The organism is Meridianimarinicoccus aquatilis (assembly GCF_004358675.1).
Lineage (GTDB): Bacteria > Pseudomonadota > Alphaproteobacteria > Rhodobacterales > Rhodobacteraceae > Meridianimarinicoccus > Meridianimarinicoccus aquatilis.
In genome coordinates, this window is record NZ_SMZO01000006.1 from 14,020 (window position 1) to 31,976 (window position 17,957).

Below are 17,957 nucleotides of genomic sequence, written 5' to 3' on the forward strand. Positions count from 1 at the left end.
CATGGATGCACCGACCGTTCTGGCCCGGCTGCGCGCTGGGCGCACATTGGATGACGAGGCACTGCAATGGTTTGCGCGCGGCCTTGCCAGCGGCGTGGTCAGCGATGCGCAGGCCGGCGCCTTTGCGATGGCTGTGTGCAAATCCGGGTTGAATGACGAAGAGACGGCGGCCCTGACCCGTGCCATGCGCGACAGTGGCCGGGTTTTGGAATGGGATCTGCCGGGTCCGGTTCTGGACAAACACTCGACCGGTGGTTTGGGGGATGCGACATCGCTGATCGTGGCGCCTGTGCTGGCCGCGCTGGGGTGTTACGCCCCGTTTCTATCAGGCAGGGGGCTGGGCCATACCGGTGGTACGCTTGACAAGCTCGAAGCGTTGGACGGGCTGAAAACCTCTGTCAGTGAAGAGCGTTTGCGCGCGATTGTAGGCGATGTTGGCTGTGCGATTGTTGGGGCCACGGACCGGATCGCCCCGGCAGACCGGCGGCTGTACAGCATCCGCGACGAGACAAGCACGGTGGACAGTGCAGCGTTGATTACGGCCTCCATCCTGTCGAAGAAACTGGCCGCGGGTGCGGATGCGTTGATTTTGGATGTGAAGGGCGGCAGCGGTGCGTTTATGAAAACCCGCGCCGAGGCCGAAGAGCTTGCCCGCGCGCTGGTTTCGGCGGCAAAGGCTGCCGGATGTGCCACGCGGGCGTTGATTACCGATATGAACCAACCGTTGGGCCCAAGCCTAGGTAATGCGGTCGAGTTGGCCGAAGTTCTGATCGTTTTGCGTGCGCCGCGTCCGGACAGCCGCCTGTGCGCGTTGTCGCTGGCGTTGGCGGGCGAGGTGCTTGCCCTTGCCGGTCGGTGCAGCGATCCGCAATCAGGCGCTCGTGCGGCGTTGGAAGCGTTACAATCGGGCGCGGCGGCGGAAAAATTTGGTGCGATGGTTCATGCGCTTGGCGGCCCGGCGCGATTGCTGGACGACCCCACGAAGTACTTGCCAAAGGCGCCTGTGATCCGTGCCGTGAAGGCCCGAACGGATGGGCGGGTTGCGGCCATTGACGGTGTCGGGCTGGGGCAGGTGGTGGTGCGTCTTGGCGGCGGGCGCCTTCGGTCCGATGATGTGATCGACCCGCGTGTTGGCGTGACCGGTGTCCTGAGCCTTGGCGATACAGTGTCACGGGGCGATGCGATGGCCTTGATCCACGCCGCCACTGACGCCGATGCCGACGCAGCAGAAGGGTTGGTGCAGGCCGCCATACAGATCGGCACCGACGCCGTCTCGCCGCCTTTAGTGCATGGAAGGGTGAACTGATGCCGCGCGCATTTCTTGTCGTCTTGGATAGCGTCGGATGTGGCGGTGCGCTTGATGCCGGGGATTTTGGGGATCAAGGCGCAGATACGCTGGGCCATATCGCAGCAGCCTGTGCGGCAGGCGCTGCGGATGAAGGGCGTCGCGGGCCGCTTTTGACCCCGGTGCTTGACAGTTTGGGCCTGCGCGCAGCGATGGCACTTGCCACTGGGCGCAGCGTGTCACTGGCGGGGGTTCGCCCGGATGCAATTTGGGGCGCAGCGCAAGAAGTGTCGAAAGGCAAGGATACACCGTCTGGCCATTGGGAATTGGCCGGTGTGCCGGTGCCATGGGATTGGGGCTACTTTCCAAAATCTGGCCCCGCCTTTGACGCAGACCTGTGTGCCCATGTCGCGCAATTGGCGGGAACAGACGGGATCTTGGGCAATTGCCTTGCCTCTGGCACAGAGATCATCGCGCGGCTTGGTGATGAGCATCTGCGCAGCGGCTGGCCGATTTGCTATACGTCTTCAGACAGTGTGTTCCAGATTGCCGCTCATGAAGAGGCATTTGGGTTGGACCGTCTTTTGCAATGTTGCGCCGAACTGGCGCCGCACTTGCACGCAAAAAAGATCGGCCGGGTGATCGCCAGGCCCTTTGTCGGCACCGCAGAACAGGGGTTCACCCGCACGCAAAACCGCCGGGACTATGCCATCGCGCCGCCCGCGCCGACTTTATGTGACTGGGTGCAGGAAAGCGGCGGGCGTGTCGACGCGATCGGGAAAATCAAAGACATCTTTTCCGGACGCGGCATCGACAGCGTCGTCAAAGGGCCAGATCACGAGTTGATGACCCATCTGGAGCGCGCGGTGCAAAACGCGCCGGATCATAGCCTGACCTTTGCCAATTTCGTGGAATTCGACAGCCTGTACGGACACCGCCGCGATGTGGCCGGCTATGCGCGGGCGCTGGAATGGGCAGATGCGGGGCTTGGCCGTGTGGCGGCATTGCTGCGCAAGGACGATATGATGATCGTGACGGCGGATCATGGCAATGACCCGACATGGGCCGGAACGGATCACACGCGCGAACGTGTGCCGGTGCTTGGCCTGCGCCCGGGCGCGCGGGGGGGGGACATTGGAATTTGCTCCTTCGCCGACGTGGGGGTGAGCGTGGCCGCCCATTTGGGTGTTCCGGCTCAGGGACCGGGACGGAGCTTTCTGCCATGACGACGCCGAAGATCGAATTGCACCTCCACCTCGAAGGCGCGGCGCCGCCGACCTTGATCCGTGACTTGGCCAAGAAACGTCATGTGAACCTGTCCGGGATCTTTGACAACAATGGCATGTACGCGTTTCGCGATTTCGGTCAATTCCTAAAGGTCTATGAAGCGGCCTGCACGGTCCTGCGTAGCCCGGAAGATTACCATGCATTGACGCTTGCGGTGCTCGAAACACAAGCCGAAGAGGGCGCGATTTACAGTGAGGTGTTCCTGTGCCCGCAATTTTGCGGTGGCGGCGATGTGGCGGCCTGGCGCGATTACGTGGCGGCGGCCCAGGATGCGGCGGCATTGGCCGAGTCGCGCTTTGGGGTTTCCTTGCGGATTATTGCCACGGCGGTCCGGCACTTTGGCCCTGACGCGGCCAAGCGCGCGGCGCTGTGTGCGGCGGAAACGGCGGGCGAGTTTGTGACCGGCTTTGGTCTTGCAGGCGACGAAGGGGCCGGACGGCCGCGCGATTTTGCCTGGGCCTTCGACTTGGCGCGCGAAGCGGAGCTTGGCCTGACCGCACATGCCGGCGAATGGGGCGGCCCGTCTTCTGTCCGGGACACGGTTGATGATCTGCGTGTCTCGCGGGTTGGGCACGGTGTGCGCGCCGTCGAAGATCCGGCCCTGGTTGAAAGGCTGGCGCGCGATGGCATCGTTCTTGAGGTTTGCCCCGGCTCAAACGTCGCGCTTGGTGTCTACCCGAGCTGGCACGCACACCCTGTGGACCGGCTGCGCGAAGCAGGTGTTCCCGTGACAATTTCTACCGATGATCCGCCCTTCTTTCACACCAGCCTTAGCAGAGAATATGACCTATTGAGCGACGCTTTCGGCTGGGATGCAGACACGTTTGCCGCTATCAACCGCACCGCGGTCGATGCGGCTTTTTGTGACGCTCAGACCAAAGCCGACCTGATAAAACGACTGGAGCCCGCCGATGACTGACGCCCCCCAAGTGCCGCACCTGACGGTCGTGGAACACCCTCTTGTGCAGCACAAGCTGACCCATATGCGCGATGTGAACACCTCGACGGGCAAGTTCCGCCAACTTTTGCGAGAGATCAGCCAACTGCTGGCCTATGAGATCACCCGCAACATGGACCTGACATCAAAAACCATCGACACGCCTTTGATGGAAATGGAGGCTCCGATCATTGACGGCAAGAAGATGGCGCTGATTTCCATTTTGCGTGCGGGTAACGGGTTGCTCGACGGTGTGCTCGAACTGGTGCCATCGGCACGGGTCGGATTTGTTGGCCTTTACCGCGATGAAGAAACGCTTCAGCCGGTTCAATACTATTTCAAGGTGCCCGATGGGCTTGGCGACAGGTTGGTGATTGCCGTGGACCCGATGCTGGCAACTGGCAATTCTTCGGCGGCAGCGATCGACTTGCTTAAGGGCGCTGGGGCCACGAACATCCGCTTCCTGTGCCTTCTGGCCGCGCCAGAAGGGGTGGCACGCATGAAGGAAGCGCACCCCGATGTGCCGATTGTGACCGCCGCGCTTGACACGGGGCTGACCGACAAAGGGTATATCTATCCCGGTCTTGGAGATGCCGGCGACCGGATGTTCGGCACAAAATGATCTTGCGCGCGCTTTGCGTCACCATGGCGGCGGGCAGTGCGATGGCGCAGCCCGCTGAAACGCCGCCAGCCGAATTTGACGGGGCCAGCTATGTCGACAGTGCCGGTTGTGCGTTTCAACGCGCAGAGCTGGACGGGAAAACGGTCTGGGCGCAATGGCTGGATGGGGCAGGTGCGCCGCGCTGCGGGTTGGAACCGACGGTCCCGCAGTCTGCATCGGAAGCTTTGCCGCGCATTCCGCCCAGCCGCGCCGGCGCCATCCCTGATTTCCCGGTTTCCGGGTTCTATGTTCAGCTTGGCGCATTCACGGGCACGCGACGGGCAGACCGCATCACAACGGATTTGACCGGGTTGGGGTACAGCCTGCTGCGGCAAGATTTTCCGCGTCTCTTTGTGCTGTTCGCGGGGCCGTTCCCCGACGCGCAAACCGCGAGCGACGCCCGCATCGATTTGCGCGGACGCGGGTTTCCTGACGCGTTCTTGCGGGAAAAGCCCTGAAACGCCGCACCGAGTTGAAAAGGCGGCAGCACGGCGCATCAATGTGGGGTCGGCTACGGGCAAAAAGCGCGAGACAGTTGGTTTGGCGCGGCAGTGCATAAAAGGTTCGGTGCACGCCGAAGATTTAAGCCGCAGACATCGCGGGTACCGCGTTCATACGGTGTGACGCGTCGGTGGTATTGACACGTATAGGTCGTATTTTCCAGACTGTGCAAAGGGGCGGTGAGCCTCCTAGACTGCTGCAAATTTATGTCAATTTATAGGATTGAAGATGTCAGCTTATGAACTGGGAAGGGCGGCCTATTCCCATGCGAAGTACACGCTTGTCATTGGGGCGAACAATCAAGCAGACAACATGAAAAAGACTGGCGGCTGGGCTGGGGTCGCGGTGGATCGGTCGCGCTATACCGGCGAGCGGTGGGTCAAGCACAACACTGGTTGGGAGCATGACGGGGTAAAGTGGGTCAAAAAGCGGGGCACTTGGAAACTGGAATACCCCACTGGCAAGATCCAACGCCCCAGCACGGCCACAAGCAATCACGACTTTTATCTGGAACTGGCGGAGAGGGCGAAAACCCATCGGGCGGGCAACTGCGGTGAAAACGCCGCGGTGGTCTATGCGTATCTGTTCGAGAAGGCGCAAGGCGCGGGGATCGGTAAGGTGCAGTATATCAGCTGCAAGGAGCCGAATGACCACTGCTTTGTTCTGATCGGTGACAAGTGGGATGGTGGATCAATTGTCGTGGACCCGTGGTGGGGTGTGATGTGCACGGGGGATGATGTGGTCTATCAAACCGGGCGATGCTTCTTTTCCGAAGATGATGATCCGCACGACATGCAGGCCTATGTGGCGGCGCATGGGGTCGATGTGATGGCGAGTTTCGATACGTGACCGGAGCGTCAGAGCTTTGTTGTATTGCGTGATCCCTTGGCTGGTGAGTTACAAGGGCCGCTTCCGACCCGAGGGTGCGGGCGGGGCGTGCCGCCGGGCACCGTCGCTTAATAGGTAGGTCACGCAACAACATCTACGAGCTTTAGTCGGCCACTACGTCTTTCTATTCTGATGCAATCCGAAAAACGCTCAGTAGCCAACTCAATGCTTCTGGTTTTAAGATGGCGAGCGCTGAGGTCGCCAGGGGAAGAAAAAACGAAACTAGAAAATCTGTAGAGCGTTTCTGGGCATGAGAGGCGAAATTTGCAAGGCTCTGATATTTTTTATTGCTATCCCTGATTGTATAGTATTGCTCATGCCATGGATCAAGATCCTCAAATTCCATGGGGGGGCCATTGTGCGGATTAGACATCCCCTCTTCAATCTCGGCTATTTCCTTTTTTAGTTTATCTTCAGCCGTCTGGTGGATAGCTCCCAGGGTCGTCGAAAACCAAGAAAGCAAAGCGAATGTAAAAGGAAAATGGTGAAAATAAAAGCAGTTGAAAGTCTACCAGCAGCAACAAGATCTGATTTGTCTATATAGGCTGTTAGGCCGAAAATATCTAACTCGCTATTTTTTATATCAAGGTTCGCAACCACCAATGTGAGGGTGCTGAAAATGTAAAGGGTTTTCCGGGTCTTTTGAAGGTCTGTGTGCTCAGAGATATACAACAGAGTCATTTCGTGGCTAATCCCAACCGCTCAAACATCCAACTCCTCCACAAACCTCGCATTGTCGGTGATGTATTCGAACCGTTTTTCGGGTCGCTTGCCCATCAACCGGTCCACCAGATCGTCGGTTTCGCCGGGTTCGTCATCGTCAATGCTCACCCGGATCAATTTCCGGGTTGCGGGGTTCATGGTGGTGTCTTTCAGGTCTTTTGCGTCCATCTCGCCCAGACCCTTGAACCGGCTGACATCAATCTTGCCCCTGCCGCCCACGCCCTTGGCCAACCATTCGTCGCGCTCTGCCTCGTCAAGGCAATAGACCCGGTGCGCGCCTTGCGTCAGGCGGTACAGCGGCGGGCAAGCCAGATAAAGGTGCCCGGCATCGATCATCGGGCGCATTTGCGAAAAGAAGAATGTCATCAGCAGCGACGCGATATGCGCCCCGTCCACATCCGCATCGGTCATGATGATGATCTTGTCATAGCGCAGATCATCCAGCATGAACTTGCTGCCCATCCCAACACCAAGCGCCTGACACAGATCGCTTATTTCCGCATTCTGGGACATTTTCGACGACGCCGCGCCAAGCACGTTCAGGATTTTACCGCGCAGGGGCAACAGGGCCTGTGTCTTGCGGTCGCGGGCCATTTTGGCAGAGCCGCCCGCGCTGTCGCCTTCGACGATGAACAATTCGGTTCCGTCGCGGGCGGACAGCGTGCAATCCACAAGCTTGCCGGGCAGCCGCAATTTCTTGGTGGCTGACTTGCGTGCGGTTTCCTTTTCCTGTCGCCGCTTGAGCCGCTCTTCGGCGCGCAGTACCAGAAAATCAAGGATCGCCCCGGCGGATTTCGTGTCGGCGGCAAGCCAATTGTCGAAATGATCCCGTACCGCACCTTCGACCAGCCGTGCCGCGTCGGACGTGGCAAGCCGGTCTTTGGTCTGGCCAACGAACTCTGGCTCTCGGATGAAGCAGGACACCAAGGCGCACCCGCCGGTGATCAGGTCTTCGCGGGTGATGCTGGCTGCCTTGCGGTTGTTGGCAAGCTCGCCGTAAGCACGGATGCCCTTCAGGATCGCCGCCCAGAAACCTGCTTCGTGCGTGCCGCCTTCGGGTGTCGGGACCGTATTGCAATAAGACTGGATGAACCCGTCGCGCGAGGGGGTCCAGTTGACCGCCCATTCCACGGAACCAACAGCGTTGAACCGTTCCTTGAACGAGACCTTGCCGGAAAAGGGGTGGGCGGAATATGTCGCCGCGCTTCCCAGTGTTTCGGTCAGGTAGTCGGCCAGCCCTCCGGGGAAGTGAAAGCGCGCCTCCATCGGGGTTTCGCCATCGTCGATTTCCGACTTCCACCGGATTTCCACGCCGGAAAAAAGATAGGCCTTTGAGCGCACCATTTTTAAAAGGCGCGCTGGCTTTAACCTTAATTTTCCAAATATGTCCGCATCTGGGTGGAAGGTGACCGAGGTTCCGCGGCGGTTGGGGGCCTGTCCGACCTCGGTTACCGAACCTTGGGGTATGCCCCGTGCGAATTCCTGGGCAAAGAGCACTTTGTTACGGGCCACTTCGACACGCAGGTGATCGGACAGGGCGTTCACGACCGAGATCCCGACACCGTGCAGGCCGCCCGATGTTTCATAGGAATCGCCCGAGAATTTTCCGCCTGCGTGCAGGGTGCACAAAATCACCTCAAGCGCGGATTTACCGGGAAACTTCGGATGCGGGTCAATCGGAATGCCGCGCCCGTTGTCGCGGATGGTGATCGACCCGTCGGCGTGCAGATCAATCTCGATGCGATTGGCATGGCCGGCCACCGCTTCGTCCATGGAGTTGTCGAGAACTTCCGCCACAAGGTGATGCAACGCGCGTTCATCGGTGCCGCCGATATACATGCCGGGGCGCTTGCGCACGGGTTCCAGCCCTTCAAGCACCTCGATGGAGGACGCGTCATAGGCATCGGGCTGCGATGCGCCGCTGAGAAGGTCGTTGGCCATTATTCTGCTCTTTTCTTGCGTTTGCCCGGTAGTGTAGCGCGGGCCACCCGGAACTGGCAATCAAAGACCGCGTACAGGGCAGCCGAAGGTTGATCTTAACCCTATGTCATGCCACTATATGATGGGGCAACGTATCAAGGGCAAACAAAATGCGCAGGGCAGCTTTCATCATTCTCGGGTCGCTGATTGGGTACCCCTTGTCAGTATCGGCGGAGGGTCCAGACTTTGACGCGACCTTCAGCTACACAGCGCGGGACGAGATTCTGTTGCCCGGTGCGACCGAAGAAATCGACAACGATTTGGCGCGTCTGACTGCTGGTTTGACGTGGGGGGCGGGGGATGGCCGCATGCGCGCCGCCGTAGACATTGGCTTTGGCAATGACAACGACTGGAACGGGAGCTATCCGGCGAATTACGGCGGTGAGTTCGTCTTTTCGCGTAAAGTCGGCAAGCAACGCTATGGCCTTGGCGCGCGTGTCATAACGCTCGACAATCTGAGTACATCAACTGAGTTTGCCTATTCGATTGAACGCATCGGCTCTTCGCTGGATCTGCGCGGGTTGGTTGGTATGCAACTTATCGCGGACGAGACGAAGGTGCCTGGGCGCGATGCCTCTGGGTTCTTTGCCCAAGCCGAAGCAACGTTTTATCCATCCGATGCGTTGGCGGTGTCGGCCGGTATTTTGGGTGACAATGACGGCGAAGCGTATGGCGCGGGCGTCGAGTACCGCCCGGCCGGTTGGGGCATGAGTTTCTTCATGGAATACAGCGAAGCGCTTGACGAGTATCGCGGCATTGCAAGCTATGATGAATTCGCCGGGGGAATTCGCTTCGTGCCTGGAACATCATCGTTGAAGAGTCAGCGGCAAAGCGGGCTGGGCCGGATCATGCAACGATACATGCAGGCGCAATAAGCAATTCAAAACGGTAAAGGCGACTTGATGCCGGCCTGATGGCGAGATAGGGGCAAGCATGCCCCAAATGTCTTACCCTGCCCATTTTCGGGCGACACTTACGCTTGGCTTGCCTCTGATCGGCGGGCAGCTTGGTCAGTTCCTGATTCAGGTAACCGATACTGTGATGGTTGGCTGGTACGGTGTGGCCGACCTTGCAGCACTGGTTGTTGCCAACTCCGTTGTCATGCTGCTTTTGTTGTTCGGGTCGGGCTTTGCTTGGGGGGTTATGCCCTTGGCTGCCGCCGCGGCCGAAGCGGGTGACGATGTGTCGGTTCGGCGTGTGACGCGTATGGGATTTTGGGCCTCTATGGGGTTCGCAATCCTCGTCCTTGTGCCGTTGCTCTTGACGCCTGACCTGTTCGGGAAGTTGGGCCAGGCGGCGAATGTCGCGCTGCTTGCCGATCAGTATTTTTCGATTGCCGCGTGGGGATTGATCCCGGCCCTGACGATCATGCTGCTGCGGAGTTACCTTTCAGCACTGGAGCGGACGCACGTTGTGTTATGGGTAACGCTTGGGTCGGCGGTCGTGAATGCCGGAATGAATTGGGTCTTGATCTTTGGCAATCTGGGCATGCCGGAACTTGGGGTGCGTGGTGCGGCCATTGCGTCGATCGGGACCAACATCGTGGCGGCCGTTGGGTTGGCGATTTATGCGCGGGTTAGTGAACCTCAGCACGAGCTTTTTGTGCGCCTTTGGAAGCCGGATTGGTCCGCACTTTCACAGGTCGTTCGGATTGGGTTGCCGATATCGTTGACCACGCTGGCCGAAGTTGCGTTGTTTTCCGGCTCGTCGGTGATGATGGGCTGGATCGGAACCACTGAATTGGCCGCACATGGCATCGCGCTTCAGCTTGCCACAGGTGTTTTCATGATCCACATCGGGTTGAGCCAAGCTGCAATTGTTCGGGCAGGGCGCGCATTTGGGCGCAAGGATTCCGCGCATCTCAGGCGGGTTGGCGTATCGTCGTCGAGCCTGTCTTTGATCGTTGCTCTGTTGACGCTTGTGGCGTTCTTGACTGTCCCGGAACCCCTGATCCGTTTGTTCCTTGACCCCGCAGAGCCAGAATTGCCCGCTATCTTACAAGTTGGTGTGACGTTCTTGGCAGCCGCCGCGGTGTTCCAATTAGCCGACAGTGTGCAGGTTATGGCGCTGTCACTGCTGCGCGGTGTTCAGGACACCAAAGTGCCGATGGTGATCGCCGCCATCAGCTATTGGCTGGTCGGTGCGCCTGCGGCACTGCTTCTTGGATTTTGGGTTGGTTTGGGCGGTGTCGGCATTTGGCTGGGCCTTGGGATCGGTTTGACCATGGCCGCAGTTCCAATGATGCACAGGTTCTGGTGGCGTATCCTGCCGCAGTTGGAGCGTGCCGAGAAGACGGCACGCTCCTGAGCATTACTTGAGTTCTGCGCAGAATTCCTGAATGCGGGTACAGGCGGTTTTCAACGCCTCATCCGATGTGGCGTAGCTTACCCGGAAACATGGCGACAGGCCAAAGGCAGCCCCAAACACCACGGCCACGCCCTTTTCTTCCAACAGGGCGGTGGCGAAGGCTTCGTCGTCCTTGATCTCGGTACCCGCTGCGCTGGTTTTGCCAATGCACCCGCCTATCATCGGATAAACATAAAACGCACCCTCTGGCGTCGGGCAGTTCACCCCTTCGCAGGCGTTCAACATGCTGACGACAAGATCACGGCGGCGTTTGAACGTTTCGTTATTGACCGGGATAAAATCCTGCGTGCCATTGAGCGCCTCAAGAGCAGCCCATTGGCTGATCGAGCAGGGGTTCGATGTGGACTGCGACTGCACTTTCCGGATGGCACCAATCAACGCCTTGGGACCGGCAGCATACCCGATACGCCACCCCGTCATGGCATAGGCTTTGGAAACCCCATTGACCGTGAGTGTGCGGTCATAAAGGCCCGGTTCGACCTCGGCCGGGGTGCAGAATTTGAAATCGTCATAGACAAGGTGTTCATACATGTCGTCGCTCATCACCCACACATGGGGGTGGCGCATAAGAACGTCGGTCAATCCCTTCAACTCGTCCCATGAATAGCCCGCGCCGGTCGGGTTCGAGGGCGAGTTGAAGATCATCCACTTGGTGTTGGGGGTGATCGCGGCCTCAAGCTGCTCTGGCGTCAGTTTGTACCCGGTCTGGCTGGACGCTTCGGCGGCCACAGGGGTGCCGCCCGCAAGCAGGACCATATCAGGATAGCTCACCCAGTAGGGGGCCGGGATCACGACTTCATCTCCCGGATTCAGGGTTGCGATCAAGGCATTGTAAAGCACCTGTTTGCCGCCCGTACCAACAGTGACTTGGTCCGGGGTGTAATCCAGCCCGTTGTCGCGTTTGAACTTGGCACAGATCGCGTTTTTCAACTCGGGAATGCCATCGACGGCGGTGTATTTTGTTTTGCCGCTGGCAATGGCGGCAACGGCCGCATCTTTGATGTTTTGCGGCGTATCAAAATCGGGCTCACCCGCGCCGAGGCCGATCACGTCCTTGCCAGCGGCTTTCAATTCGTTGGCCTTGGTGGTGACCGCGATCGTGGGGGACGGTTTCACGCGGGCAAGGGTCGCAGACAGGAATGTCATCGGTCTCTCCGGTTGTCATGGTTACTGAGGGTGGCTTATGGTGCGCAGCATGATGGATCAAGATATTCCGACGGAAAACACGGACACAGAACACGACGGCGACTGGTATACGGCAGAAAACAGCACATTTGGCGACAGGCTGGCCGGTGCACGCGAAGCGGCGGGGATGACCCGTGAACAACTTGCCCGGCGTATGGGGCTAAAAAGCTCTACTATCGACAAATGGGAAGAGGATCTCGCCGAACCACGCGCGAACCGTCTTCAAATGATGTCCGGCTTGCTTGGCGTGTCGTTGACCTGGCTCTTGACCGCGCAAGGCGAGGGCTTGGACGGCTCTGGCCATGAAGAGCCTTTGTCTGATGATCTTCGTGATGTGTTGACCGAGTTGCGCCAAGTGCGCAGCGACCTTATCAGAGAGGCTGAACGCGTGGGGGTGCTTGAAAAGCGCCTGCGCCGATTGCTCAAGGACCCAGTGACATGACCACCGAAACGCCTGAAGCCCGCCTGAAACGAATGAAGATGCGTTCGATGCGGCGTGGGATCAAAGAAATGGATCTGATTCTGTCCAGCTTTGCGGATGACACGCTGGCGCAAATGTCCGCGACGGAACTGGATCAGTATGACGAGATGCTGGAGGAGAATGACCATGATTTGTACCAGTGGGTCAGTGGCCAGCAACCCACGCCGGAACGCTATCTGTCATTGATAACGCGGATTTCGGCCCATCAAGCGCACGTCGTTCGAAATTGAACAAACTTCCTTTGCGAACTTAACCCAATTTTTGGGAAAGCCCGCGACATTCGATAGCACGTTTAATCGTGGAGAATGTCGATGAGTATACACCCGAACCTGTCGGATGGGACCGACGAAACCGACCTGATGGGCGGCTATCTTGAATCGCTCGCCTTGGTCGAACGCCTTCACCGGCTCTTGCTGGATGTGGTCAAAGACGAATTTGAACGCGTTGGCATCCTTGAAATCAACGCCGTTCAAGCGTTGCTTTTGTTCAATATCGGCGACAACGAAGTCACAGCCGGTGAACTGAAGACCCGCGGTTATTACCAAGGGTCAAATGTGTCCTACAACCTCAAGAAGTTGGTCGAAATGGGGTTTATGGATCACCAGCGCTGTCAGATTGATCGCCGGTCGGTGCGCGTGAAATTGACGGAACGCGGACGTGATATCCGGCGGATCATGGAAGATCTGTTCGCGCGCCACGCTACCGGGCTGGAAGAACGTGGTGTGCTTGGTCCAGAAGGCATGACACAGATCACAACGTCTTTGCGGCGGGTCGAACGTTACTGGACCGACCAAATTCGCTATATTTACTAAGCGGCCGGGCGCGAACGCCCGTACCGAATGGACCAGAATGGTCCCCTTTCTTCCGACCTACCAGTGGCCAACGTTTTCCATGCTTGCCCACGGTTCCTGTTTCGGAAGCGCATCCCCCATCTGCAAAAGCTCGATTGATACATTATCCGGTGACCGGACGAACGCCATGTGCCCATCGCGGGGTGGGCGGTTGATCGTCACGCCAGCAGCTTGCAGTTCAGCACATTTTTCATAGATATTCTCGACCCGATAGGCGAGGTGCCCGAAGTGACGGCTGTCAGATGGCAGAGCATCGTCACCATCCCAGTTGTAGGTCAACTCGACATCCGCGCGCCCGTCTTCCTGGCCCGGAGGGCACAAGAAAACCAAAGTGAAGCGACCGGCTTCATGGTCAGTGCGACGACGTTCGATCAACCCCAAGAGCTTGTAAAAGGCCAATGATTCCTCAAGGTTCTTGACGCGAACCATCGTGTGCAGAAATTCGATTTTCATTGTATTTCTCCTGTTGTTCTCTGCACATAACATCCTTGCCGCAGTGAACAAGGGGCGCAGGCGCGTGCCACCAAAACTGCGCCCGGACCGTCAAGGATGCCGGACAAGAACAAACCTGCCCCATCGGGGTAGCAGGCACTGGAACTGAGCAGCGGTGTTGCGTAACACATGGATGGAAAAGTGCCAAAGCGGCGCGACAAGGATGGGGCGGAAGTTCGTGAAGCAATATCATGAGGCACTAAAACAAGTGTTGTCGGACGGGGTTCAAACAACGGACCGGACAGGAACTGGCACCATCGCCTTTTTCGGAATGCAGTGCCGTTATCCGCTGGCAGAGGGATTCCCGCTTGTCACAACGAAAAAGCTCCATCTTCGGTCGATCATCCATGAGTTGCTGTGGTTCCTGTCGGGAGACACGAACATCCGGTATTTGAAAGAGAACGGCGTTTCGATCTGGGACGAATGGGCAGATGAGGCTGGCGATCTTGGCCCGGTCTATGGCAAGCAGTGGCGCCGCTTCCCCGCACTTGAGCCAACAGATCAGACGGATGGCGACATCGCTCTGTTCAGGGCGCGCGAGATTGATCAGATTTCGGATTTGGTCGAGATGATCCGGACCTCGCCCGATAGTCGCCGCTTGATCGTTTCGGCGTGGAACCCAGGCGATGTGCCGGAAATGGCCCTGCCGCCTTGTCATACGCTTTGGCAGGTTCGAATCCTGGGTGGTAAACTGCATTTGCAGCTATACCAGCGATCCGCCGACATGTTTCTGGGGGTTCCTTTCAACATCGCGTCCTATGCGTTGCTGGCCCATATGCTGGCCCATGTGACCGGGTACGAGGTGGGCGATTTCGTGCACAGCATCGGTGATGCGCATATCTACTCCAACCATTTTGAGCAGGTTCAAACGCAATTAGCCCGTACCCCAAAGCCGTTGCCTCAACTAAGGATCACACGCGATGTTTCGTCTATCTTTGACTTCCAGTTCGACGATTTCAAAGTGATCGGATACGATCCCGACCCGGCGATCCGCGCGCCGGTTGCGGTGTAAATCGATGTTGACCGCAATTGCAGCGCGCGCCCGCAACGGGGCTATCGGCAAGGGCAACACTATCCCGTGGAAAGTTCCTGAAGATCTGGCCTTTTTTCAACGCGAAACGCACGGCGGCGCCATCATCATGGGGCGCAATACGTGGGACAGCCTCCCGTTCAAGCCATTGAAGAACAGGCTGAACCTGGTGGTGTCTTCGCGCATGTCTGGGGGCGAAAATGTCGTCGCATCGCTCGAAAATGCCATCGGCGAGGCCGAGAGCCAAGGTTACAGGCGTGTCTACGCCATCGGGGGCGAGGGAATATACCGCGAAGCGCTTGCGATCGCAGATCGACTTCTTGTCACCGAGGTGGATACAGAGGTTGAGGATGCGGACGCGTTCTTTCCCCGGTTTTCAGCAGATGACTGGCGGCTTTCGGGCACTTTGCTGTTGCGTGAAACAGGCCCTCGCGCCGAGGTGCACGAGTACTTGCGCAAGGGGTAAACAACCCCCCCGAGCGGCTGTGTCACACTTATAGGGGCGGTGTCTTGACAGCAGACACCACCCGGGACGGAAGCGCTCAAGCCCATGCCATGAGCGGTGAAGTTCAGTCGAGTAATTGCAATTCGTCTGCAGATTCTCGCCCGTCGCGGCCTTCGCGCATCTCAAAAGACACTTTTTGATTGTCGGCAAGGCCTGTCAAACCGGCACGCTCAACCGCCGAAATATGAACAAAAATGTCCTTTCCACCTGTATCTGGTGCAATGAAGCCGAAGCCTTTGGTTGTGTTGAACCACTTCACGGTGCCAGTGGGCATCGCGTATCTCCCTTTTCGTGACGCCCCGAGGGCGTGTTCTTAATCAAACCCCAACGGGCATTCGCTCGGGCTATCTTTAAAACAAGGGCCACTGGCCGTAAAAGCAAGTCTGAGGCGCAAAAAATGCGTGTTGGGCCAAGGAAAACGGGAAAACTGCGATGGCAATTATCACTGTCTATGGAATTAAGACCTGCGATACATGCCGCAAAGCGGTTAAGGCCCTTCAAGCGGCGGGGCACGACGTGACGCTGCATGACGTGCGCGCAGATCCTATCACCAAAGAAGGTCTGGAAAGCTGGTTGGATCAATTTGGATCAGATTTGGTGAATCGTCGATCGACCACATGGCGGGGTTTGGATGACGCGGTGCGGACCATGCCGGAAAGCGACCTGCTTTTACAGCACCCGACGGTCATGAAACGGCCGGTCATCGACACGGGGGACGCGCTTCATTTGGGGTGGAGCAAGACAGTGCAGGCGGAATTGAGCCTGTAGTTGCCGGGCAGCGAACTGCCCGGCCAAACAGTCACACCATGTCGGGGGCACGTGCGGCTGTCCCCAGTTCATTCAGCATCGAATCCAGTGTTTCGGTGCTGGTCGCCTTTTGACCCAACCGGCGCACCGTAACGGTGCGATTTTCGACTTCTCGCGCCCCGCATGCGAGAATTATGGGAACCTTTCCAAGGGAATGTTCCCTGACCTTGAAATTGATTTTCTCGTTACGCACGTCCGCTTCGGCCCGGATGCCCGCCGCTTGCAGGGCGTTGACCACTTCGCGCACATAATCATCGGCCTCTGACGTGATCGATGCAACGACCACCTGACGCGGTGCAATCCAGAACGGCATCTTGCCCGAATAGTTCTCGATCAGGATTCCGATGAACCGCTCAAAGCTGCCCAGAACGGCGCGGTGCAACATCACGGGGCGATGCTTGTCACCGTCAGAACCGATGTAGCTGGCGTTGAGGCGCTCTGGCAGGTTGAAATCGGCCTGGAACGTGCCGCATTGCCATTCGCGGCCGATTGCGTCGGTCAACTTGAAGTCCAGTTTGGGTCCGTAGAAAGCGCCTTCGCCAGGGTCGATTTCGTAATCGTTCCGCACACTTAGAATGGCTTTTTCCAAGGCGGCTTCGGCTTTGTCCCAGATTTCGTCGCTGCCAACGCGGACGTCGGGACGTGTGGACAATTTGATGTCGAACGAGCCGAACCCGGTGTCGTGATACACACGAGACAGCAGATCGATGAACTTTGCGGTTTCTGCTTCGATCTGGTCTTCGGTGCAGAAGATATGCGCATCATCTTGGGTAAAATTCCGCACGCGCATCAAACCGTGAAGCGCGCCGTGCGCCTCATAGCGGTGACACGAGCCAAATTCTGCCAGTCGAAGCGGTAGATCCCGATAGGATTTGATGCCCTGATTGAACACCTGAACGTGACAGGGGCAGTTCATCGGCTTCAGAGCGTTGACGCGTTTTTCATTTGCGTGCTCTTCATCGATTTCCGTGATGTACATGTTTTCACGGTATTTATCCCAGTGCCCCGAGGCTTCCCACAGCTTGCGATCCACCACTTGTGGCGTTCTGATCTCGCGATAGCCATCGCGGGTGAGCTGGCGGCGCATGTAGTCTTCAAGCTCGCGATAGATGGTCCAGCCATCCGGATGCCAGAAAACCATGCCCGGTGCTTCGTCCTGAAAGTGAAACAGGCCCATCTCGCGACCAAGGCGGCGGTGGTCGCGCTTTTCGGCTTCTTCGAGGAAATTCAGATGCTTCTTCAGCCCATCGCGGTTCTGAAAGCCAACACCATAGATCCGCTGAAGCATCGGGCGGTTGCTGTCACCGCGCCAGTATGCCCCAGCCACCGACATGAGTTTAAAGGCGTCGGCGGGCACTTGGCCGGTGTGTTGCAAATGCGGGCCGCGGCACAGGTCTTGCCAGTCACCGTGCCAGTACATGCGGATCGGTTGATCTTCGGGGATCATGCCAACCAGCTCGACTTTATAGGGCTCGCCCAAGGCTTCGTAATGGGCGATGGCACGGTCGCGGTCCCACAATTCGGTGCGGACTGGATCGCGGGCCGCGATGATCTCTTTCATCTTTTTCTCAATAAGACCAAGGTCTTCGGGCGAGAAAGGATCGGCGCGGTCGAAGTCGTAGTACCAGCCGTTCTTGATAACCGGGCCGATGGTGACTTTTACATCGTCCCACAGCTCTTGCACGGCGCGCGCCATGATGTGCGCCAGGTCGTGACGGATCAGTTCAAGCGCCTGATCATCGTCCTTGAGTGTATGGATCGCGATGTCAGCATCGGTGTCGATGGGCCATTGAAGATCCCAATGCGCACCATTCACTGTCGCGGAAATCGCCTTTTTTGCCAATGAGTTGGAGATATCAGCGGCTACGTCTGCGGGCGTTGTTCCTTGCGGAAAAACGCGCTGTGAGCCATCGGGAAGGGTGAGGGTGACGTCTGCCATGATCTGGCCTCCTCGTCGGTTTGGCGCCTACAAAACGC

Annotated in this window: 20 protein-coding genes; 14 read left to right on the plus strand and 6 right to left on the minus strand. The window is 58.0% G+C overall.

Annotated features, from left to right (window positions below; translation table 11 throughout):
- Window position 1: 1 nt before the first annotated feature.
- From E2L05_RS03895 to E2L05_RS03920, 6 genes are all read left to right on the plus strand, one after another.
- A complete protein-coding gene (locus tag E2L05_RS03895) occupies window positions 2-1,306 on the plus strand; it encodes a thymidine phosphorylase (RefSeq protein ID WP_133341582.1) in 1,305 nt (434 codons plus the stop codon).
- On the plus strand, window positions 1,306-2,511 hold the full coding sequence (locus E2L05_RS03900; protein WP_133341583.1) for a phosphopentomutase: 1,206 nt from the start codon (window positions 1,306-1,308) through the stop codon (window positions 2,509-2,511). The genes E2L05_RS03895 and E2L05_RS03900 overlap by 1 nt, the downstream gene beginning before the upstream one ends.
- Window positions 2,508-3,491 (plus strand): adenosine deaminase, encoded by a 984-nt coding sequence (locus E2L05_RS03905; RefSeq protein WP_133341584.1) that lies wholly within the window; start codon window positions 2,508-2,510, stop codon window positions 3,489-3,491. Before E2L05_RS03900 ends, E2L05_RS03905 begins: the two co-directional genes overlap by 4 nt.
- A complete protein-coding gene (gene upp, locus E2L05_RS03910) occupies window positions 3,484-4,131 on the plus strand; it encodes a uracil phosphoribosyltransferase (protein WP_133341585.1) in 648 nt (215 codons plus the stop codon). The genes E2L05_RS03905 and upp overlap by 8 nt, the downstream gene beginning before the upstream one ends.
- Entirely contained in the window at window positions 4,128-4,628 is a 501-nt protein-coding gene (locus tag E2L05_RS03915; protein WP_133341586.1) for an SPOR domain-containing protein, read from the plus strand. Before upp ends, E2L05_RS03915 begins: the two co-directional genes overlap by 4 nt.
- Window positions 4,629-4,899: 271 nt before the next feature.
- Window positions 4,900-5,520: a hypothetical protein gene (locus tag E2L05_RS03920; protein ID WP_133341587.1), complete on the plus strand. Its 621-nt coding sequence runs from the start codon at window positions 4,900-4,902 to the stop codon at window positions 5,518-5,520.
- A 163-nt stretch (window positions 5,521-5,683) separates the two neighbouring features.
- On the opposite strand, the gene E2L05_RS03925 is transcribed toward E2L05_RS03920, so the two are convergent.
- Both E2L05_RS03925 and parE read right to left on the minus strand, forming a co-directional pair.
- On the minus strand, window positions 5,684-5,905 hold the full coding sequence (locus tag E2L05_RS03925; RefSeq protein WP_133341588.1) for a hypothetical protein: 222 nt from the start codon (window positions 5,903-5,905) through the stop codon (window positions 5,684-5,686).
- Between the two features lie 356 nt (window positions 5,906-6,261).
- A complete protein-coding gene (gene parE / locus E2L05_RS03930) occupies window positions 6,262-8,223 on the minus strand; it encodes a DNA topoisomerase IV subunit B (protein WP_133341589.1) in 1,962 nt (653 codons plus the stop codon).
- A gap of 149 nt (window positions 8,224-8,372) precedes the next feature.
- On the opposite strand from parE, the gene E2L05_RS03935 reads away from it, so the two are divergent.
- Window positions 8,373-9,137: a hypothetical protein gene (locus E2L05_RS03935; protein ID WP_133341590.1), complete on the plus strand. Its 765-nt coding sequence runs from the start codon at window positions 8,373-8,375 to the stop codon at window positions 9,135-9,137.
- Between the two features lie 58 nt (window positions 9,138-9,195).
- A complete protein-coding gene (locus E2L05_RS03940) occupies window positions 9,196-10,569 on the plus strand; it encodes an MATE family efflux transporter (protein WP_133341591.1) in 1,374 nt (457 codons plus the stop codon).
- 3 nt (window positions 10,570-10,572) lie between these two features.
- On the opposite strand, the gene E2L05_RS03945 is transcribed toward E2L05_RS03940, so the two are convergent.
- Complete coding sequence (locus E2L05_RS03945) at window positions 10,573-11,775, minus strand: pyridoxal phosphate-dependent aminotransferase (RefSeq protein ID WP_133341592.1); 1,203 nt, start codon at window positions 11,773-11,775, stop codon at window positions 10,573-10,575.
- Between the two features lie 49 nt (window positions 11,776-11,824).
- On the opposite strand from E2L05_RS03945, the gene E2L05_RS03950 reads away from it, so the two are divergent.
- The 3 genes from E2L05_RS03950 to E2L05_RS03960 all read left to right on the plus strand — a co-directional run bounded on the left by E2L05_RS03950 (window position 11,825) and on the right by E2L05_RS03960 (window position 13,107).
- Window positions 11,825-12,256 carry a helix-turn-helix domain-containing protein gene (locus E2L05_RS03950; RefSeq protein ID WP_243721854.1) on the plus strand — a complete coding sequence of 144 codons (432 nt, stop codon included), beginning with the start codon at window positions 11,825-11,827 and terminating at the stop codon, window positions 12,254-12,256.
- Window positions 12,253-12,525: a succinate dehydrogenase assembly factor 2 gene (locus E2L05_RS03955; RefSeq protein WP_133341593.1), complete on the plus strand. Its 273-nt coding sequence runs from the start codon at window positions 12,253-12,255 to the stop codon at window positions 12,523-12,525. The genes E2L05_RS03950 and E2L05_RS03955 overlap by 4 nt, the downstream gene beginning before the upstream one ends.
- A gap of 81 nt (window positions 12,526-12,606) precedes the next feature.
- On the plus strand, window positions 12,607-13,107 hold the full coding sequence (locus tag E2L05_RS03960; RefSeq protein WP_133341594.1) for a MarR family winged helix-turn-helix transcriptional regulator: 501 nt from the start codon (window positions 12,607-12,609) through the stop codon (window positions 13,105-13,107).
- A 57-nt stretch (window positions 13,108-13,164) separates the two neighbouring features.
- On the opposite strand, the gene E2L05_RS03965 is transcribed toward E2L05_RS03960, so the two are convergent.
- The gene (locus tag E2L05_RS03965; protein ID WP_133341595.1) at window positions 13,165-13,599 is read right to left on the minus strand and encodes a VOC family protein; all 435 of its coding nucleotides are present in this window, start codon (window positions 13,597-13,599) and stop codon (window positions 13,165-13,167) included.
- 217 nt (window positions 13,600-13,816) lie between these two features.
- Between E2L05_RS03965 and E2L05_RS03970 the strand changes: the two genes are divergently transcribed.
- The gene (locus E2L05_RS03970) at window positions 13,817-14,650 is read left to right on the plus strand and encodes a thymidylate synthase (protein ID WP_133341596.1); all 834 of its coding nucleotides are present in this window, start codon (window positions 13,817-13,819) and stop codon (window positions 14,648-14,650) included.
- A 4-nt stretch (window positions 14,651-14,654) separates the two neighbouring features.
- A complete protein-coding gene (locus tag E2L05_RS03975; protein WP_133341597.1) occupies window positions 14,655-15,134 on the plus strand; it encodes a dihydrofolate reductase in 480 nt (159 codons plus the stop codon).
- A 103-nt stretch (window positions 15,135-15,237) separates the two neighbouring features.
- Here E2L05_RS03975 and E2L05_RS03980 read toward each other — a convergent pair whose 3' ends face one another.
- The gene (locus E2L05_RS03980) at window positions 15,238-15,447 is read right to left on the minus strand and encodes a cold-shock protein (protein ID WP_133341598.1); all 210 of its coding nucleotides are present in this window, start codon (window positions 15,445-15,447) and stop codon (window positions 15,238-15,240) included.
- A gap of 158 nt (window positions 15,448-15,605) precedes the next feature.
- Here E2L05_RS03980 and E2L05_RS03985 point away from each other — a divergent pair, with 158 nt between their 5' ends.
- Window positions 15,606-15,941 carry an arsenate reductase family protein gene (locus E2L05_RS03985; protein WP_394346534.1) on the plus strand — a complete coding sequence of 112 codons (336 nt, stop codon included), beginning with the start codon at window positions 15,606-15,608 and terminating at the stop codon, window positions 15,939-15,941.
- A gap of 31 nt (window positions 15,942-15,972) precedes the next feature.
- On the opposite strand, the gene thrS is transcribed toward E2L05_RS03985, so the two are convergent.
- Window positions 15,973-17,919 carry a threonine--tRNA ligase gene (gene thrS / locus E2L05_RS03990; protein WP_133341599.1) on the minus strand — a complete coding sequence of 649 codons (1,947 nt, stop codon included), beginning with the start codon at window positions 17,917-17,919 and terminating at the stop codon, window positions 15,973-15,975.
- Window positions 17,920-17,957 lie beyond the last annotated feature (38 nt).

What these genes read in the sequence shown, in the direction of transcription:
- E2L05_RS03940 (WP_133341591.1), top strand. Translation starts at nt 9,196, where the DNA reads ATGCCCCAAATGTCTTACCCTGCCCATTTTCGGGCGACACTTACGCTT.
- E2L05_RS03900 (WP_133341583.1), top strand. Translation starts at nt 1,306, where the DNA reads ATGCCGCGCGCATTTCTTGTCGTCTTGGATAGCGTCGGATGTGGCGGT.
- parE (WP_133341589.1), bottom strand. Translation starts at nt 8,223, where the DNA reads ATGGCCAACGACCTTCTCAGCGGCGCATCGCAGCCCGATGCCTATGAC.
- E2L05_RS03925 (WP_133341588.1), bottom strand. Translation starts at nt 5,905, where the DNA reads ATGGAATTTGAGGATCTTGATCCATGGCATGAGCAATACTATACAATC.
- E2L05_RS03980 (WP_133341598.1), bottom strand. Translation starts at nt 15,447, where the DNA reads ATGCCCACTGGCACCGTGAAGTGGTTCAACACAACCAAAGGCTTCGGC.
- E2L05_RS03945 (WP_133341592.1), bottom strand. Translation starts at nt 11,775, where the DNA reads ATGACATTCCTGTCTGCGACCCTTGCCCGCGTGAAACCGTCCCCCACG.
- E2L05_RS03965 (WP_133341595.1), bottom strand. Translation starts at nt 13,599, where the DNA reads ATGAAAATCGAATTTCTGCACACGATGGTTCGCGTCAAGAACCTTGAG.
- E2L05_RS03915 (WP_133341586.1), top strand. Translation starts at nt 4,128, where the DNA reads ATGATCTTGCGCGCGCTTTGCGTCACCATGGCGGCGGGCAGTGCGATG.
- E2L05_RS03895 (WP_133341582.1), top strand. Translation starts at nt 2, where the DNA reads ATGGATGCACCGACCGTTCTGGCCCGGCTGCGCGCTGGGCGCACATTG.
- E2L05_RS03920 (WP_133341587.1), top strand. Translation starts at nt 4,900, where the DNA reads ATGTCAGCTTATGAACTGGGAAGGGCGGCCTATTCCCATGCGAAGTAC.
- E2L05_RS03985 (WP_394346534.1), top strand. Translation starts at nt 15,606, where the DNA reads ATGGCAATTATCACTGTCTATGGAATTAAGACCTGCGATACATGCCGC.
- E2L05_RS03955 (WP_133341593.1), top strand. Translation starts at nt 12,253, where the DNA reads ATGACCACCGAAACGCCTGAAGCCCGCCTGAAACGAATGAAGATGCGT.
- E2L05_RS03975 (WP_133341597.1), top strand. Translation starts at nt 14,655, where the DNA reads ATGTTGACCGCAATTGCAGCGCGCGCCCGCAACGGGGCTATCGGCAAG.
- E2L05_RS03935 (WP_133341590.1), top strand. Translation starts at nt 8,373, where the DNA reads ATGCGCAGGGCAGCTTTCATCATTCTCGGGTCGCTGATTGGGTACCCC.
- upp (WP_133341585.1), top strand. Translation starts at nt 3,484, where the DNA reads ATGACTGACGCCCCCCAAGTGCCGCACCTGACGGTCGTGGAACACCCT.
- E2L05_RS03950 (WP_243721854.1), top strand. Translation starts at nt 11,825, where the DNA reads ATGATGGATCAAGATATTCCGACGGAAAACACGGACACAGAACACGAC.
- thrS (WP_133341599.1), bottom strand. Translation starts at nt 17,919, where the DNA reads ATGGCAGACGTCACCCTCACCCTTCCCGATGGCTCACAGCGCGTTTTT.
- E2L05_RS03960 (WP_133341594.1), top strand. Translation starts at nt 12,607, where the DNA reads ATGAGTATACACCCGAACCTGTCGGATGGGACCGACGAAACCGACCTG.
- E2L05_RS03905 (WP_133341584.1), top strand. Translation starts at nt 2,508, where the DNA reads ATGACGACGCCGAAGATCGAATTGCACCTCCACCTCGAAGGCGCGGCG.